This window comes from Pseudomonas sp. P110(2024), from assembly GCF_057480795.1.
In genome coordinates this window covers 182961-198254 of the sequence record NZ_JBLIYT010000010.1, presented here as the reverse complement: position 1 = coordinate 198254, position 15294 = coordinate 182961, and the positions used below count along the sequence as shown (strand labels likewise).

The window sequence follows — 15294 nt, the reverse complement described above, 5'->3', positions numbered from 1 at the left end:
CGATGCCTCACTACTTACCCAGCAGTTTGTGGCGCTTTCCAGACATTCGAAGAAGAACAACACATGCCCGACACCCAGCACCTGAACGCCGAAATCCGCGACATGCTCATGGACTGCGGCCTGTTCGACACCCTGCAGCCCGGTGACTTCCTCGCCGCCGCCGGCTACTTCAGCCTCGCCGCCGTGGCCCAGGGCCAGACCCTGTTTAGCGAAGGCGACGCCGGCACCTTCATGTGCATCCTCCATCGCGGCGTGGTCTCGGTGCGCAAGACCGACGGCAACGGCGCCCAGGTGGAGATCGCCACCCTGCGCAAGGGCCGGGCCTTCGGCGAGATGGCCGTGCTCGACGGCGAACGCCGCTCGGCCACCTGCGTGGCCGCCAGCGACTGCCAGCTGCTGACCCTGGGCAAGGACGCGCTGGAAAAGATGCTCAACGAAGCGCCGCGCATCGCCGCACGGATCATCCGCGCCCTCGCCGTGGCCTTGTCAAAACGCCTGCGCATGCAGGATGGCCAGCGCCTGGCGCAGCAAGTCTAGCGGCCCTTGTCAGGCGGTTTCGGCGGGTCCTGGCTCAGCCCGGGCAACGGCTGGTCCTTGGGTGGCCCCGGCAGCGGCATTGGCGGCAACAGCGGCGCGCCCGGCCGGTTGGCGCCGGCCTTGGGCGGCGTGCTCGGGGTGATCTGCGGGTAAGGGGTCGGCGTCGCGGTCCCGGGCGCCCCGGGAACCGTCGTGAGCGGCCGTTGCTGGCCCGCGGCGTCGGCCGTGGATACAGCGCCAAGCAACAACGCGGCGAGGATCGCATGCAACATCGGCAGCCTCCTGTCAGAAACCTCCCTACAGGCTACGCCCAATGGCGCGATTTTGCCTGTCCGCCCGGCCCACAGGCGCGCTAGACTCAACGGCATAACCGTCATTGCCCTGATCAGAAAAAAGGTAACACCATGAGCTCCACCTCCGACGCCACCGCCCGTCTCGACCGCATCCTCGCCGACGCCAAGCGCGACAAGGAAATGGGCTACCGCGACAAGGCGCTGAAGATGTATCCCCACGTCTGCGGCCGTTGCACCCGCGAGTTCTCCGGCAAACGCCTGTCGGAACTGACCGTGCACCACCGCGACCATAACCACGACAACAACCCCCAGGACGGCTCCAACTGGGAGTTGCTGTGCCTGTACTGCCACGACAACGAGCACGCCCGCTACACCGACCAGCAGTATTTCAGCGAAGGTTCGCTGAGCACGCCGAAAGTCGCCGTGGCCACACACAACCCGTTCGCCGGCCTGGCCGCGCTGATGAAGAAGGACTGAACGTCGATTCGCGCCCCCGGCGTGCCGGCAAGCCCGTATAATCGCGCTCTTTTTTTACGAAGGGCCCCGACACGTGGCGAACAAACGGTACAGCTGCATCGGCCTGTTCAACCCCAAATCCGCGGAAAACGTAGGCTCGGTGATGCGCGCCGCGGGCTGCTATGGCGTCAACTCGGTGTTCTACACCGGCAAGCGTTATGAGCGCGCCCGCGACTTCGTCACCGATACCAAGCGCGTGCACTACGACATCCCGCTGATCGGCATCGACGACCTGCAGCGCATCATTCCCCTGGGCTGCACCCCGGTGGCCGTGGAGCTGGTGGAAGGCGCACGGCCATTGCCTGAGTACACCCACCCGGACCGGGCGATCTACATCTTCGGGCCAGAGGATGGCTCGTTGAGCGAAGACGTGCGCGGCTGGTGCGAAGAGACGATCTACATCCCGACAGAAGGCTGCATGAACCTGGCGGCGACGGTGAATGTGGTGCTGTACGACCGCATGGCCAAAGGCTTGAACACCCGCTCGGGGCCGAAGTTCAAGTAGCCCTCACGCCTTGCGCCCCCCCAATCCGGCTCCCGTGCAAGCCTGGCGTCTACGCGGCGAAATAAACGCTACCGTAGGCCGTTGCCGTTGCCGTTGCCGTTGTGCTTTTGCTTTTGCTTCTAAGCGCGCGATATCCCAGGCGACACAAATTGCGACTTCAGGAGGCCGAACACAGGCCTTGCGGAGGGAGGTGACGGGCATGGATGCCCGTCAAGCGCTGGGGCCCAGGATGGGCCCTGCAGCGCGGTCCTCCCGGGAGCAAGGCCGGAGTGAGGGGACCCGGAGCGAAGCGCAGGGCCGGATGAATGGAGCGAGGATTTTTTGGTTCCTTTTTGATCCTTCAAAAAGGAACTCGCCGTAAGGGCGAAAAGGTGACTATGCGTCGACATCGCAAACGAATGCACTTACAACCATTAAAACCAGCGCCGACCGACTTTGACTTTGACTTTGACTTTGACTTTGACTTTGACTTTGACTTTTAGAGCATGAGTTTTGAAAGTTATATGCGCATTCATTTGCGATGGTGACGCATAGTCACCTTTCCGCCCTTACGGCGGGTCCCTTTTTGAAGGATCAAAAAGGAACCAAAAAATCCTCGCTCCATTCATCCGGCCCCTACGCTTCGCTCCGGGGTCCCCTCACTCCGGACTTGCTCCCGGGAGGACCGCGCTGAACGCCCCATCCTGGGGCGCAGCGCTTGACGGGCATCCATGCCCGTCACCTCCCTCCGCAAGCCCTGCGTTCGGCCTCCTGAAGTCGCAATTGGTGTTGCCTGACCTACCGCGCGCTTAGAAGCAAAAGCAAAAGAACAACAGCAACAGCAACAGCAACAGCAACAGCAACAGCAACAGCAACAGCAACAGCAACAGCAACAGCAACAGCAACAGCAACATCGAGACTTAGAAGTTCTCCACAGTCGTTCAGCCACGGCAGCCAAACCATGTCACGACTGATTAAATACGCTGATCAAAAGTTTCATTACAACCAACATGCTCGCCAACGGCACCCACACCCAAGTGTTATAAACCCACCTTGCTCAGGATAGCCTCGAAGTTGGGCGGGGCAGCCACGCGGCAAATTACACTGAACGCTTGCACACTGGTCAAAGTCTGCTGGATATCACCAACCTGAGGAGACCAGGCGATGCACGATATCCATTGGACAACGGACGCACCGAAACATAATGTCCACGGCCTGGAGCGCGTCAGCTCCCTGGCTGGGGGCGCGTTGATGATCAGCAAGGGGCTGCGCCACGGTGGCCTGCTGGGGATGTTGCAGGTTGCCGTAGGCGGCTTGGCGCTGGCCCGTGGCGTGAGCGGGCATTGCTCGACCAAGGCATGGTGGTTGCGGCATCGCGCCGAGTACCTGCGCCTGCATCGCGACATAGAACGAGGCGCTGCCGAGCTCAAGGCGCTGAAGGCCAGCGCCGAGGCGGCGACCCGTACCGCGACGGTGACTGGCGGTTGAAAGCATCGCGGGCAAGCCCGCTTCCACGAGCCCGCGTTCAAAATGATGTCCGGGGCCGTGGGAACGGGCTTGCCGCGATAGATCCTGCGCTTAGCGTAATACCTTGCTTTGCAATACTTCGGACTGCCGCCCCAGCACGTTCTCGCTGATCTGCACGAACTCCTCGGTGCTGACGCTCGACAGGCGCATCAGCGCACGGGCGACGTCGTCCAGCGAGCGCTTGTCGTGGTGGTGCAGGCGGATCTCGCGATCCAGCGCCTGCAGCAGCAGCACGCCACGGGCCACCTGCGCGGCATCGGCCTTGGCGCCCTTGAGGTGGTTCACCTTGGCAGCCAGCTTGTGCTGACGGGCCTGCAGCGCCTCGTAGCGATCATCGCTCATGCCACCAGCGCGGCGCAGCAGCTCGGTGGCGTAATAGTCGGCCAGGCTCTCGCCCAGCCAGTCGCTGCCGTCGCGATCGTTGATCTGGGCGAACAGCTGCACCAATTCACGCAGCACCGGGCTGGTGCCGTTCTCGCTGACCAGCGGGCGCGTGCTGTGCAGATACAGCGAGTTGTTGCCGGCCAGCACGCCCCGCCACATCTCGTCACGGGCACCGACCAGCAGCAGCTTCGGTGGGTTGCGCGGGAACACCGCCTGCAACTGCGGCCAGATAAAGGTCAGCAGGGTCAGCGTGTCCATGCGCCGCATGCCCTGGCCTTGCGGCGCGGCCACGGTCACCTCTGTGACGCCCAGGCGCGCCCGACGACTGCCCAGGTTGCCGGCGAGCATCCAGCCGGTGGGCCGGTCGAACAGCCGCGACACATCGTCGATGCGAAATTTCTGCCGGCCGATACGTGGCCAGGCGGTTTCGACGCTTTTCCAGCCCGTCGGCAGGTCGAAGGTCAGCCGCGAGACCAGCTCGGTGCCATCCTGCTGGTCGAGGCGCGCCGGCGGCACCAGCTGGTCACCACGAAACAGCGCCCAGTGCGGCGTGATGCGCGCCTCATGGGCGCCGCCACGGGGTTGCTGGTCGAGCAGCACGCGGTAGCTGAGGCTGGTCTTGCCCGCCGCCGGGTGCCAGACGCCACGTCCGTTCTGCACCTGCCACTGGCCATCGGCGAGAAAGTCGCTGTAGGCACCAGGCTTGCCCAAGTCGAAGTCCAGGCTGCGCACCGCACTGCCGTCGGCCAGGGTCAGGCGCACCTCGGCCTGGCCGCTCTGCGGCAGCAGGCGCACCTGGTAATCGAGGTCGACCTTCTTCGCCAGGACCTGCGAACTGGCCAGCAGGCCGACAACCAGCAACAACAGGCGACGCATAAAAACTCCTTGTTTCCCGGACACTCAACCTGCGCGGAAGATCAGATGGTCTTCCCAGTCGTCTTCATCCACGTCGTTCTCGCTGAGCATGCGCCCCGACCGGGAAATGCGCTGCTCGTGCACCTGCTGGCGATCACCGCTGACCAGGTGGTGCCAGGCCGGCAGGTCCTGTCCCTCGCTGACCAGGCGGTAACCGCAGGTGGGCGGCAGCCACTTGAACTGGTCGGCCTTGCCGGGGGTCAGCTGGATGCAGTCGGGGACGTGCTCGAAGCGATTGGGGTAGTCGCTGCACTGGCACGTCTGCAGGTCCAGCAGCTTGCAGGCGATACTCGTGTAATAGACGCTGTTGTCTTCCTCGTCCTCGAGTTTCTGCAGACAGCACAGGCCGCAGCCGTCGCAGAGCGACTCCCATTCCTGGTCATCGAGCTGGTCGAGGGTCTTGCGCCGCCAGAAGGGCGCGGTATCGGCGATCATCACACGGTTTCCTGCAGTCAACGTCAAGCCGCGGCGCGCGGCGGCGCCAGTCTAGAGGCAGTCCGGCGGCAACGCCAGACCGCTTGTCAGTGCTCACCGGACGCAGTAGCGTGCGGTATTTTCCCCCGCCCTTGCAGGAGCACCCATGAGCGCCACCCCACGCATCGCCGACTATGCCATCAACGAGCAGTTCATCAATCGCTGGTCGCCCCGCGCCTTCACCGCCGAGCCGATCAGCCAGGAAACCTTGCTGAGCTTCCTCGAGGCCGCGCGCTGGGCTCCGTCGGCCTACAACTCGCAGCCGTGGCGCTTCCTCTACGCCCGCCGCGACACGCCGAGCTGGGAACGCTACCTGGGCATCCTCAACGAGTTCAACCGCAGCTGGGCGCAGCACGCTTCGGCGCTGGTGCTGATCCTCTCCAAGACCACCTTCGCAGCGCCCGGCTCCGATGAAGAAAAGCCTGCGCTGTGGCACACCTTCGACACCGGCTCAGCCTGGGGCCATCTGGCGCTGCAGGCGAGCATCAGCGGCTGGCACAGCCATGGCATGGCCGGCTTCGACCAGGACCTGGCGCGCAGCGAGCTGAAGATCCCCGAGGGCTACGCGCTGCATGCGATGGTGGCGATCGGCAAGCTGGGCGACAAGGCGACCCTGGCCGAAGGCCTGCAGGCCCGCGAAGTGCCGAGCCCGCGCCGACCGTTGAGCGAGCTGGCGGCCGAAGGTGAGTTCAGCCTCTAAGGTTGTGATCGCCTTATCGCGAGGCAGGTGCCCGTGGAAACGGGCTTGCCCCGCGATGAGGTCGCATCAGGCAAACCTCTTTCAGTAACCCCTCGCGAAATCCACCTCGCCCCGCAGGGCCTGCTCCACCGCATAGGCCCGCGCATTCTCCACGAACAACCGCACCATCGCCGCCGGCGAGGTCGGCGCCGAGCTGTGCCCGGTCAGCAGCAGTCCCCAGGCGGTCCAGAACGGATGGCGCTGGGGCAATGGTTCCTGGCGGCAGACATCGATCACCGCGCCAGCCAGATGGCCCTGCTTGAGCGCTTCGACCAGATCGGCATCGACTACCGCCACGCCACGCCCGGCATTGATGAACAAGGCACTGGGCCGGAAGCACTTGAACAGCGCCGCATCGTACAGGTCATGGGTGGCCGGGGTATCGGGCAGCAGGTTGAGCACGTAGTCGGCCTGGCCGACCAGGCGCGGCAGCTGGTCGAGGCCCGCCACTTCGACGAAGGGCGCCTGCTTGCGGGCGCTGCTGGCCACACCGTGCAGGATGACACCGAACGGCACGAGGAACTCGGCCACCCGCTGGCCGATATCGCCGGTACCGACGATCAGCACCCGCCGCCCTTCCAGGGTCCGCCCCGGGCGGTCATCCCAGCGCCGCTCGACCTGGCTGACCAGTCGCGACAGCACATCGCGCTCATGGCCGAGCATGTAGGTGAGCATGTACTCGGCCATCACCTGGCCGAAGATGCCCACCGCCCGGGTCAGGCGGTAGTCGCGTGGCAGGCCGTCGGCCAGCAACGGGGTGATCCCGGCCCAGGTCGACTGCATCCAGCGAGGCTTGTGGCCCTGGCGCAACAGACTGGCCAGCAGGTCCGGCTGGCCCAGCCACACCGGGCAATCGGGGGCCAGGCGTGCCAGTTCGGCGGAGTCGCCGCTGGTCAGGACTTCCAGGTCCGGTGCCGCTTCGCCCAGCAGGCGAGCATAGTTGGCATGATCCTGTTCAGCGATCAGAACGCGCATGTGACACACAACCTTGGCAAACAACGGAAGCGGCCCGCCAGGCGGGCCGCAGGTAGAAAGGGAACCGCGCCTGGGTCAGGCCGGGTCGTTGCGACGCAGCAGCTCTTCGGGCAAGTGCTCGATGTAGTCGTCTTCCGGCGGTGGCATCTGCAGGTGGTAGCCCTGCTTGTCGAGGTTCTCCAGCACCTTGGCGATGTCCTCGCGGGCCAGTGTGCGCTCAGGCGTCAGCACCAGGTCGAAAGCATGCACCGGCTTGCCGAAGAATGGCAGCAGCGCCTCCGGCACACGCTCCAGGCCCTCGGCCTTGAGCACGTAGAGGTACATTTCATTCTTGCGTGGGCTCTTGTAGATCGAGCAGATACGTTTCATCGGGAATCTCCGGCGCCCGCCAGGTCGTCCAGCAGGGCCTGGCCCATGCGTTCGCGACGCCAGCCGCGCAGCGAATCGGGCAGTTGATAGGGACCGTCGGGGTAGCCGCTCTTGAGCAGGGCTTCGAGGGCTTTCTTGCGAAGCATCAGTTCCGGGGCGATGCCCAGCCGCTCACCCTCGGCCTGGCCGATGGCGCGCAGGCGCTTGAGGATGCCGGCGGCTTCGATCGGCAGCGGCTCGGGCAGCGGCTCTGGCCATTGCTCCTGCGGCTGGCTGGCGGCACGCTTGATCAGCTGGATCAGCTGCTCACCGTCCTGGCGGATGGTGCGCGGGTGCATCTCGTCGATTTTCGCCAGTGCCGACGGGCTGTCGGGCTGGCTCCTGGCCATGGGCCACAGCGAGTGTTCCTTGAGGATGCGGTTACGCGGCACATCGCGGCTGCGGGCCTCACGTTCGCGCCAGGCGCACAGTTCACGGAGCACCGCCAGTTGCTGGCGACCGAGCTTCCAGGCCAGCTTGACGTCGCGGTACAGGGTTTCGGGCTCGACTTCACGGCGCAGCGCGGCGACCAGTTCGGCGCCGTCTTCCAGCACCCAGGCGTACTTGTCATCCGACAGGCGCGGGCGCAGGGCATCGAACAGCTCGGCCAGGTGCACGGCGTCCTCGGCGGCGTAGCTCACCTGAGTGTCGGACAGAGGGCGCTGCAGCCAGTCGGAGCGGGTCTCGCCCTTGGGCAGCTCGAGCCCCAGCACCTCTTGCACCAGGCGCGAATAGCCCATGGAGAAACCGATGTTCAGGTAGCCGGCGGCCAGCTGGGTATCGAACAACGGCTGGGGTAGCTTGCCGGTCAGGCGCAGCAGCACTTCCAGGTCTTCGCTGCAGGCATGCAGCACCTTGACCACGCCGCTGTCCTCGAGCAGCCCGGCCAGCGGCTGCCAGTCGCGGATCAGCAGGGGGTCGATGAGGTAGGCGCACTGGCCGACACCGATCTGGATCAGGCCGGCCTTTGGGTAGAAGGTGTCGACCCGCATGAATTCGGTGTCGAGGGCCACGAAGGGCTGTTCGCGCCAGCTTCGGCAGTGTTCGGCCAGGTTCTGGTCGTCACGGATCCAGTGTATTTCGATGGCCACGAGGCTCTCCCACTAACATTGGCGCGCAGTATATACGGCGCGGCCCCTGGGGGTGAAACCTCGCGCCATCCATGGTGCCGGGCGGTCGACCGCTCAGCGTTTGGCCGCCAGCCACGGCCGGCAGCTGGCGAACATGTCCAGCGATCGCTGGTAGACCTCGGTGCGCACCTGCAACAGCCCGAGCATCGAGTGGAACAGGTTGTCCTGGGACAGCGGCGCATCACGCAGCTTGCCCAGGCATTCGGTGTCCAGGCCGAAATCCTGGCGGTAGCTGTCGGAGAACCAGGCCAGCAGCGGCACGTGCTTTTGCTGGTCCGGCGCGATCATGTAGGGCGTGCCGTGCAGGAACAGGTTGTACTCGCCCAGCGATTCGCCATGGTCTGAAAGATAGATCATCGCGGTGTCGACCTTGTCCTGTCGGCTGCGCAAGGTGTCGATCAGGGTGGCCAGCACCTTGTCGGTGTAGGCCAGGGTGTTGTCGTAGCCGTTGACGATCTCCTGCTGGCTGCACTGGTTAAGGGCGTTGCTGCGGCACACCGGGGTGAAGGCTTCGTTGCCCGCGGGGTAGCGCTTGAAGTACTCGGGGCCATGGCTGCCCATCTGGTGCAGCACCAGCACGGTGTCCTGGTCGAGGTTGTCCAGCAGCTCGGCCAGGCCCTGCAGCAGGATCTCGTCATGGCACTCGCCACTGGCGCACAGCGCCGGGTCCTTGAGGTTGCTTACATCGATAAATTGCACCCGGTCGCAGGTGCCCTTGCAGCCGGACTGGTTATCACGCCACTGCACCGCCAACCCTGCGCGCTGGAGGATGTCGAGCAACCCTTCACGGTTCTTGGCCACGCGTGCGTCGTAGTCCTTGCGCGACATGCCGGAGAACATGCAGGGCACCGACACGGCGGTCTCGGTGCCGCAGGAATGGACGTCGGTGAAACTCAGCAGGCCCTGCTCCTTGGCCAGCCGTGGCGTGGTGTCGCGGGCATAGCCGAGCAGGCCGAAGTTATCCGCCCGGGCACTTTCACCGACCACCAGCACGGTCAGTGACTTGCGTGCGTGCTGCTGCCAGGCGCTGTCGCGACGGGCATCTTCGCCATATGGCTGGAACGGCCGGGTGGCGCTGCCCACTTGCTCGCTGACATAACCGATGGAAGCCCCGACGATATTGCTCGGCGTGAGCATCAGGCGCAGTTCATGGTGATTGCGAAACAGCGACGCCAACCCCTGATAGTTGACCAGCGCTACCGAACCCAAGGCTGCTACGCAGGCACCGCTGACCACCAGCTTGCCCAGCAGCTCGCGGTGCCAGGGGCGATAGTCGATCCTGGCTTTCCATACCAGCAGCGACGGCAGCACACCCAGCAGCAGGATATAAACGGCAAACTTCAGCGAGAGCAGGTCGCGCACTTCCGCGACATTGGTTTCAGCGACATTGCGGAACATGCCGGCATCAATAAGCACACCATATTGATTCATGAAGTAAGCGACACTTGCGCCACTGAGGAACAACACGATCAATACCGGCTTCAGTACATAACGAAACGCCAGCAAGGTGAGTATGAGATTGAAGGCGAACAGCATCAGCACGGCGAATGCCAGGCTCAGCCACAACCCCACCATGCCCGGCGGCACGATGGACTCCAGGTGTTGCCAAAGCAAGGTGTTGAAGCCGATCAACAGGTACAGGCTGGCCAGCAGCGTGACCCATTCGGTCCGCAGGGATTTGAGTTTCAGCATGGCGTTCGCAATAAGAGTTCATCAGCGGCCAACGCGCCCGGGCGGGCAGGTTGGAAAGTTGGCCGAACTCTAGAAAGCCTAGCATCAATTTTTTGTGAAAAAGACGCCAACAATTAGTCTGTCGACGTCTTTCATCGGTTAAACAACTTTCATTCAGCTGCCATTCAGCCAGGCAGGCGAAGCTTGGCGTACGGCTCGCGATCGATGTCCAGGACCTCCACGCACAGCTGGATGTCCAGACCGGGCTGGCCGGGGATCGCTTCGCGCAGTACCTCGAGCAGGCTGTTGGACAACTGCTGTTTCACTTGCGGCGTGCGTCCGCTGAGGATCGCCAGGCGCACATGGGCGAAGGCCCGCTCGCTCGGCGCGGTACCGACCCGATACTGGGCGAAGGACTGGGCACGGCTCTTGATGTCCAGCTCTTCGGCGAACTGGCCGCTGCCGACCAGGGCGTGATTCAGTCGCAGCAGTAGCACATCGACGTTGAGTTCGCGCAGGTTGTCGCTGTATTCCAGGTTCAGGTGAGGCATGGCGCAGGTTCCGGTTACGCAGGGATGGGCGACAGCCTAACCCAGTCCCGCAATGCGGCAAAGGCGACTATCCTCTTGGTTCAGGCTCGTTTACCAACCCTGAGAGAGGTGAAGAAATGCCAGTTCCGCATGATTTGCTCGCAGACCTGCACGTGACCGCCGACCAGTTCCAGGCCCTCATCGACAAGAACCAGGACCTGCACAAGCTGCACAAGGAATACAACGCCAAGGACAAGGAAGTGGTGGCCGCCGAGGGCAACGCCACCAACGACGACACCGTCAACCTGCTGCGCAGGGAACGCCTGCTGCTCAAGGACAAGATCGAACGGATCGTCCATCCGCCCAAATCCTGATTCCCCTCACTGACGCCATCGCGGGGCAAGCCCGCGATAGCGTCGGCGGCCGTTACGCGGACGCCTTCAACGCCGCATCCAGGTCCTCGATCAGATCCCGGTAGTCCTCGATCCCGATCGACAATCGCACCAGGTTCTCGCTGATCCCCATCACGCCCTTCTGCTCCGGGCTCAGGGAGTTGTGCGACATGCTCCAGGAGTGGTTGATCATGCTCTCCACGCCGCCCAGCGAATCGGCCAGGACAAAGATCGACAGCGCCTCGACCAGGCGGTTGACCGCGGCCCGATCTCCCTTGATGCGCAACGCCACCACCGCACCGCCGGTGCGCATCTGACGCTTGCTGAGTTCATGCTGCGGATGGCTTTCCAGCCCCGGGTAGTAGACCTGCTCGACCTGCGGATGCTGTTCGAGGAACTGCGCCACGCGCAGGGCATTGGCGCTCTGGCGCTCCATGCGTACATCGAGGGTCTTCAGCCCGCGCAGCGCCAGGTAGCAGTCGAACGGCCCCTGGATCGCGCCGACCGCCATGCTGATCTTGCGCAAACGGCCCAGCAGCTCGTGATTGGCCGCCACCACCACGCCGCCGGTCAGGTCGGAGTGGCCGCCGATGTACTTGCTCGCCGAATGCATCACCAGGTCCACGCCCAGGGTGATCGGCTGCTGGTTCCAGGGCGAGCAGAAGGTGTTGTCGATGCAGGTCATCACCCCACGGGCGCGGGCCAGGTCGCAGACCGCCTTGATGTCCACCAGGTGCAGCAGCGGGTTGGTCGGCGACTCGATCCAGATCAGTTGCGTGTCCGGGCGGATAGCTGCGGCCACGGCCTCGACGTCGTTGAGGTCGACATAGGTGGTGGTCAGGCCCGAGGTGCGTCCACGGTAGTCTTCCAGCAGGCGGAAGGTGCCGCCATAGACACCGTTCATCACCACCACATGGGCGTCCTTGGACAGCAGTTCGAGCACCGTGGCGGTGGCGCTGACGCCCGAGGCGCAGGCGACCGCGCCGACGCCCTCCTCCAGTGCGGCCACGCAGGTCTCGTAGGCATGCCGGGTCGGGTTGCTGACCCGGCTGTAGGCGTATTCGGGGTTGTCGTCCAGGCCGCGCTTGATGAACGAGCTGGAAGTGACGATGGCCGGGAAGATGGCGTTGTCGGCGACGCTGGACTGCTCGCCGGCGTGGATGGTGCGGGTGGCAAAATTGCGCGGTTTGTCGGACATGGTCGGGTCCATTGACTGAGGATGGAAAACCGCCACTATCTCATATCCGCCGGGCCCCGGCGCCAACGGAACGTTGCTGTCGACGAAGCGCCTGAAAGGGTTTCAACGTTCTCAGCATGCGGCTAACCTTGGAAAACGTTCCTCCACCCCACCTGACGACATCATGGACAGTTTCGACCAGCATATCCTCACCCTGCTCCAGCGCGACGCGTCGCTGTCACTCAAGGACCTGGCCGAGGCGGTCAACCTGTCCACCACGCCGTGCTGGAAGCGGGTCAAGCGATTGGAAGAGGAAGGCTACATCCGCGGCCGCGTCGCCCTGCTCGACCCCGAGCGCCTGGGCCTGGGCCTGACGGTGTTCGTCCAGCTCAAGACGCAGCGCCACGACAGCGCCTGGCTGGCGCAGTTCGCCGCCACGGTGACGGCGTTCGAGGAGGTGATGGAGGTCTACCGCATGTCTGGCGACTGGGACTACATGCTGCGGGTGGTGGTGGGCGACATTGCCGCCTACGACCGCTTCTACAAGAAGTTGATCACCAGCACCGACGGGCTGTCGAACATCACCTCGAGCTTTGCCATGGAGCAGATGAAGTACACCACGGCGTACCCGGTGGGGCGCTAGGAGCGGGCGGAGGCGGTGGCGTGGGAGCGGGCACCAACATCAGTCGGTTGTGATTGTCGCCTCGATCCGGTTTCCGGCCCTGGCCTTCTCCAGCTTGATCGCCACGAACTTCGAGGTCGGCGTGTAGGTCCCCTCGCCATAGCTCTCCAGCGGCACCAGCGGGTTGGTCTCTGGATAGTAGGCCGCCGCCTGGCCTTGCGGCACGTCATAGGCCACCAGGCGGAACCCCGAGACCCGCCGCTCGCGACCATCCTCCCAGAGCGACACCAGGTCCACCTCCTCGCCCGGTTCGAAGCCCAGTCGACGGATATCCGCCTCATTGACGAACACCACCTCGCGCAGGCCGAACACGCCACGGTAGCGGTCATCCAGCCCGTACAGCGTGGTGTTGTATTGGTCGTGGGAACGCAGGGTCTGCAGGATCAGGTCGGGCTTGTCACCACGGGCCAGCACCTGGGCGTTGACCAGTTGCTCCGGCAGCGGGCTGGGGGTGAAGCGCGCCTTGCCGGTGGCCGTGCGGAAGTTGCGCTCGGCGGCGTTGTTGCCCAGGTGGAAGCCACCGGGATGCTGCAGGCGCGCGTTGAATTCGCTGAAGCCCGGGATGACATCGGCGATCATGCCGCGGATGCGGCCGTAGTCGGCAATCGCGTAGTCCCAGTCGATCGGTTTGTTGCCCAGGGTGGCCTTGGCCATCCCGGCGACGATGGCCGGTTCCGAGCGCAGCAGCGGCGAGCGCGGCTTCAGCTGGCCATGGGAGATGTGCACCATGCTGAAGGTGTCTTCCACGGTGACGCCCTGCGGCCCTTTGGCCTGGATGTCGATCTCGGTGCGGCCCAGGCACGGCAGGATCAACGCATCGCGCCCGGTGACCAGGTGCGAGCGGTTGAGCTTGGTGGAAATCTGCACGGTCAGTTCGCAGTTGCGCAGCGCCGCGTGGGTACGCGGGGTGTCCGGAGTCGCCTGGGCGAAGTTGCCGCCCAGGGCGACGAACACCTTGGCCCGCCCCTCTTCCATGGCCTGGATCGCCAGCACGGCGTTATGGCCGTGCTCGCGGGGCACCTTGAACTGGAAGCGTTTCTCGATGGCGTCGAGCAGCGCCGCCTTGGGCTTCTCGTCGATGCCCATGGTGCGGTCGCCCTGCACGTTGCTGTGTCCGCGCACCGGCGACAGGCCGGCGCCGGGCTTGCCGACGTTGCCGCGCAGCAGCTGCAGGTTGACGATCTCCTGCACGGTCGGCACCGAGTGGCGGTGCTGGGTCACGCCCATGGCCCAGCACATGATCACCCGCTCGGCCTTGCGGTACATGCGCGCGGCCAGCTCGATCTCGGCCTTGCTCAAGCCCGACTGCTCGACGATATGCTCCCAGGGCGTGGCGTCCACCACGGCCAGGTAGGCCTCGACGCCACTGGTGTGCTCGGCGATGAAGGCATGGTCGAACACCGGCGGCTCATCATTGAGCTGCGCCTCGCGCTCCCACTGCAGGAGGAACTTGGCGATCCCTCGCATGGCCGCCATGTCGCCGCCCAGCGCCGGGCGGAAATAGGCAGTGTTGGTCGGTTCGGAGCCGTTGCTGAGCATCTCGAACGGGTGCTGCGGATGCTGGAATCGCTCCAGGCCCCGCTCCTTGAGCGGATTGAAGCAAACCACCTGGGCGCCGCGCTTGACCGCCTCGCGCAGCGGTTCGAGCATGCGCGGGTGGTTGGTGCCGGGGTTCTGGCCGATGACAAAGATCGCATCGGCCAGCTCCAGGTCATGGAACACCACGGTGCCCTTGCCCACGCCGAGGGTTTCGGCCATGCCCACGCCACTGGCCTCGTGGCACATGTTCGAGCAGTCGGGGAAGTTGTTGGTGCCATAGGCGCGCACGAACAGCTGGTAGAGGAACGCCGCCTCGTTGCTGGCCCGGCCCGAGGTGTAGAACTCGGCCTGGTCCGGCGATTCGAGGCCGTTGAGGTGCCGGGCGATCAGGGCGAACGCCTCGTCCCAGCTGGTTTCGACGTAATGGTCGGTGGCCGCGTCATAGCGCATCGGGTGAGTGATGCGGCCTTGGTATTCGAGCCAGTAGTCGGTCTGCTCGAGCAGGGCGCTGACGCTGTAGCGGGCGAAGAACGCCGGATCCACCGAGCGGCCGGTGGCCTCCCAGTTGACCGCCTTGGCGCCGTTCTCGCAGAACTTGACCATGTCGCTTTCCGGCGACTCGCCCCAGGCACAACCCGGGCAGTCGAAACCGCCGTTCTGGTTGGTCTTGAGCATGGCCCGCAGGTTCTTGAAGGCGTTCTCGCTGCCCAGCCAGCTCTTGGTCACGCTCTTGAGCGCGCCCCAGCCGGCGGCCGGCCCCTTGTAGTCCCTGATGTGTTCGTCCTGGCTCATGCTGCGCTTCTCCGCACGGTGTTTTTTCCAGCCTAAGAAGCCGCTCCCAGTGCGTCCAATCGAAATAAACGACAGCGTGATAAACCGTCTCGATCACCCGGCAGAGCCCTTGTGCTGCGTGGCCTGCGG

Annotated in this window: 17 protein-coding genes; 7 read left to right on the top strand and 10 right to left on the bottom strand. The window is 64.5% G+C overall.

All coding sequences use genetic code 11. The features are described 5' to 3' along the window. Nucleotides 1–63 precede the first annotated feature (63 nt). Complete coding sequence (locus tag AC25ND_RS17595) at nucleotides 64–537, top strand: cyclic nucleotide-binding domain-containing protein (RefSeq protein ID WP_028693030.1); 474 nt, start codon at nucleotides 64–66, stop codon at nucleotides 535–537. On the opposite strand, the gene AC25ND_RS17590 is transcribed toward AC25ND_RS17595, so the two are convergent. Beyond that, the gene (locus AC25ND_RS17590; protein ID WP_028693029.1) at nucleotides 534–809 is read right to left on the bottom strand and encodes a hypothetical protein; all 276 of its coding nucleotides are present in this window, start codon (nucleotides 807–809) and stop codon (nucleotides 534–536) included. The genes AC25ND_RS17595 and AC25ND_RS17590 overlap by 4 nt on opposite strands. A gap of 132 nt (nucleotides 810–941) precedes the next feature. On the opposite strand from AC25ND_RS17590, the gene AC25ND_RS17585 reads away from it, so the two are divergent. The 3 genes from AC25ND_RS17585 (at nucleotide 942) to AC25ND_RS17575 (ending at nucleotide 3318) form a co-directional block, all read left to right on the top strand. After that, nucleotides 942–1307 carry a YajD family HNH nuclease gene (locus AC25ND_RS17585; protein ID WP_023632486.1) on the top strand — a complete coding sequence of 122 codons (366 nt, stop codon included), beginning with the start codon at nucleotides 942–944 and terminating at the stop codon, nucleotides 1305–1307. Nucleotides 1308–1380: 73 nt separating this feature from the next. After that, complete coding sequence (locus tag AC25ND_RS17580; RefSeq protein WP_028693028.1) at nucleotides 1381–1851, top strand: RNA methyltransferase; 471 nt, start codon at nucleotides 1381–1383, stop codon at nucleotides 1849–1851. Between the two features lie 1143 nt (nucleotides 1852–2994). Next, a complete protein-coding gene (locus tag AC25ND_RS17575; RefSeq protein WP_028693027.1) occupies nucleotides 2995–3318 on the top strand; it encodes a YgaP-like transmembrane domain in 324 nt (107 codons plus the stop codon). A 90-nt stretch (nucleotides 3319–3408) separates the two neighbouring features. Here AC25ND_RS17575 and AC25ND_RS17570 read toward each other — a convergent pair whose 3' ends face one another. Both AC25ND_RS17570 and AC25ND_RS17565 read right to left on the bottom strand, forming a co-directional pair. After that, on the bottom strand, nucleotides 3409–4617 hold the full coding sequence (locus AC25ND_RS17570; RefSeq protein ID WP_028693026.1) for a M61 metallopeptidase family protein: 1209 nt from the start codon (nucleotides 4615–4617) through the stop codon (nucleotides 3409–3411). Nucleotides 4618–4641: 24 nt separating this feature from the next. Beyond that, nucleotides 4642–5091 carry a YcgN family cysteine cluster protein gene (locus tag AC25ND_RS17565; protein WP_028693025.1) on the bottom strand — a complete coding sequence of 150 codons (450 nt, stop codon included), beginning with the start codon at nucleotides 5089–5091 and terminating at the stop codon, nucleotides 4642–4644. Nucleotides 5092–5236: 145 nt separating this feature from the next. Here AC25ND_RS17565 and AC25ND_RS17560 point away from each other — a divergent pair, with 145 nt between their 5' ends. Next, nucleotides 5237–5830 carry a nitroreductase family protein gene (locus tag AC25ND_RS17560; protein ID WP_069016398.1) on the top strand — a complete coding sequence of 198 codons (594 nt, stop codon included), beginning with the start codon at nucleotides 5237–5239 and terminating at the stop codon, nucleotides 5828–5830. 81 nt (nucleotides 5831–5911) lie between these two features. Here AC25ND_RS17560 and AC25ND_RS17555 read toward each other — a convergent pair whose 3' ends face one another. The 5 genes from AC25ND_RS17555 to AC25ND_RS17535 form a co-directional block, all read right to left on the bottom strand. After that, a complete protein-coding gene (locus tag AC25ND_RS17555) occupies nucleotides 5912–6844 on the bottom strand; it encodes a D-2-hydroxyacid dehydrogenase (RefSeq protein WP_028693023.1) in 933 nt (310 codons plus the stop codon). Nucleotides 6845–6919: 75 nt separating this feature from the next. Beyond that, nucleotides 6920–7213 carry a YcgL domain-containing protein gene (locus AC25ND_RS17550; RefSeq protein WP_028693022.1) on the bottom strand — a complete coding sequence of 98 codons (294 nt, stop codon included), beginning with the start codon at nucleotides 7211–7213 and terminating at the stop codon, nucleotides 6920–6922. Next, entirely contained in the window at nucleotides 7210–8343 is a 1134-nt protein-coding gene (gene rnd / locus AC25ND_RS17545; protein ID WP_182323158.1) for a ribonuclease D, read from the bottom strand. The genes AC25ND_RS17550 and rnd overlap by 4 nt, the downstream gene beginning before the upstream one ends. Nucleotides 8344–8436: 93 nt before the next feature. Beyond that, a complete protein-coding gene (locus AC25ND_RS17540; RefSeq protein WP_186597204.1) occupies nucleotides 8437–10074 on the bottom strand; it encodes a phosphoethanolamine transferase in 1638 nt (545 codons plus the stop codon). Nucleotides 10075–10238: 164 nt separating this feature from the next. After that, a complete protein-coding gene (locus AC25ND_RS17535) occupies nucleotides 10239–10604 on the bottom strand; it encodes a 5-carboxymethyl-2-hydroxymuconate Delta-isomerase (protein ID WP_062360558.1) in 366 nt (121 codons plus the stop codon). 116 nt (nucleotides 10605–10720) lie between these two features. On the opposite strand from AC25ND_RS17535, the gene AC25ND_RS17530 reads away from it, so the two are divergent. Further along, nucleotides 10721–10957: a DUF465 domain-containing protein gene (locus AC25ND_RS17530; protein ID WP_028693018.1), complete on the top strand. Its 237-nt coding sequence runs from the start codon at nucleotides 10721–10723 to the stop codon at nucleotides 10955–10957. Between the two features lie 52 nt (nucleotides 10958–11009). On the opposite strand, the gene AC25ND_RS17525 is transcribed toward AC25ND_RS17530, so the two are convergent. Continuing rightward, the gene (locus AC25ND_RS17525; RefSeq protein ID WP_062574858.1) at nucleotides 11010–12185 is read right to left on the bottom strand and encodes a trans-sulfuration enzyme family protein; all 1176 of its coding nucleotides are present in this window, start codon (nucleotides 12183–12185) and stop codon (nucleotides 11010–11012) included. A 151-nt stretch (nucleotides 12186–12336) separates the two neighbouring features. Between AC25ND_RS17525 and AC25ND_RS17520 the strand changes: the two genes are divergently transcribed. Beyond that, nucleotides 12337–12795: an Lrp/AsnC family transcriptional regulator gene (locus tag AC25ND_RS17520; protein ID WP_046856697.1), complete on the top strand. Its 459-nt coding sequence runs from the start codon at nucleotides 12337–12339 to the stop codon at nucleotides 12793–12795. A 39-nt stretch (nucleotides 12796–12834) separates the two neighbouring features. Here AC25ND_RS17520 and AC25ND_RS17515 read toward each other — a convergent pair whose 3' ends face one another. Beyond that, nucleotides 12835–15165 (bottom strand): FdhF/YdeP family oxidoreductase, encoded by a 2331-nt coding sequence (locus AC25ND_RS17515; protein WP_186597201.1) that lies wholly within the window; start codon nucleotides 15163–15165, stop codon nucleotides 12835–12837. Nucleotides 15166–15294 lie beyond the last annotated feature (129 nt).

Excerpts from the sequence above, each read along its gene's own strand:
- AC25ND_RS17595 (WP_028693030.1), top strand. The coding sequence starts at position 64 with ATGCCCGACACCCAGCACCTGAACGCCGAAATCCGCGACATGCTCATG.
- AC25ND_RS17590 (WP_028693029.1), bottom strand. The coding sequence starts at position 809 with ATGTTGCATGCGATCCTCGCCGCGTTGTTGCTTGGCGCTGTATCCACG.
- AC25ND_RS17585 (WP_023632486.1), top strand. The coding sequence starts at position 942 with ATGAGCTCCACCTCCGACGCCACCGCCCGTCTCGACCGCATCCTCGCC.
- AC25ND_RS17575 (WP_028693027.1), top strand. The coding sequence starts at position 2,995 with ATGCACGATATCCATTGGACAACGGACGCACCGAAACATAATGTCCAC.
- AC25ND_RS17570 (WP_028693026.1), bottom strand. The coding sequence starts at position 4,617 with ATGCGTCGCCTGTTGTTGCTGGTTGTCGGCCTGCTGGCCAGTTCGCAG.
- AC25ND_RS17565 (WP_028693025.1), bottom strand. The coding sequence starts at position 5,091 with ATGATCGCCGATACCGCGCCCTTCTGGCGGCGCAAGACCCTCGACCAG.
- AC25ND_RS17560 (WP_069016398.1), top strand. The coding sequence starts at position 5,237 with ATGAGCGCCACCCCACGCATCGCCGACTATGCCATCAACGAGCAGTTC.
- AC25ND_RS17555 (WP_028693023.1), bottom strand. The coding sequence starts at position 6,844 with ATGCGCGTTCTGATCGCTGAACAGGATCATGCCAACTATGCTCGCCTG.
- AC25ND_RS17550 (WP_028693022.1), bottom strand. The coding sequence starts at position 7,213 with ATGAAACGTATCTGCTCGATCTACAAGAGCCCACGCAAGAATGAAATG.
- AC25ND_RS17540 (WP_186597204.1), bottom strand. The coding sequence starts at position 10,074 with ATGCTGAAACTCAAATCCCTGCGGACCGAATGGGTCACGCTGCTGGCC.
- AC25ND_RS17535 (WP_062360558.1), bottom strand. The coding sequence starts at position 10,604 with ATGCCTCACCTGAACCTGGAATACAGCGACAACCTGCGCGAACTCAAC.
- AC25ND_RS17530 (WP_028693018.1), top strand. The coding sequence starts at position 10,721 with ATGCCAGTTCCGCATGATTTGCTCGCAGACCTGCACGTGACCGCCGAC.
- AC25ND_RS17525 (WP_062574858.1), bottom strand. The coding sequence starts at position 12,185 with ATGGACCCGACCATGTCCGACAAACCGCGCAATTTTGCCACCCGCACC.
- AC25ND_RS17520 (WP_046856697.1), top strand. The coding sequence starts at position 12,337 with ATGGACAGTTTCGACCAGCATATCCTCACCCTGCTCCAGCGCGACGCG.
- AC25ND_RS17515 (WP_186597201.1), bottom strand. The coding sequence starts at position 15,165 with ATGAGCCAGGACGAACACATCAGGGACTACAAGGGGCCGGCCGCCGGC.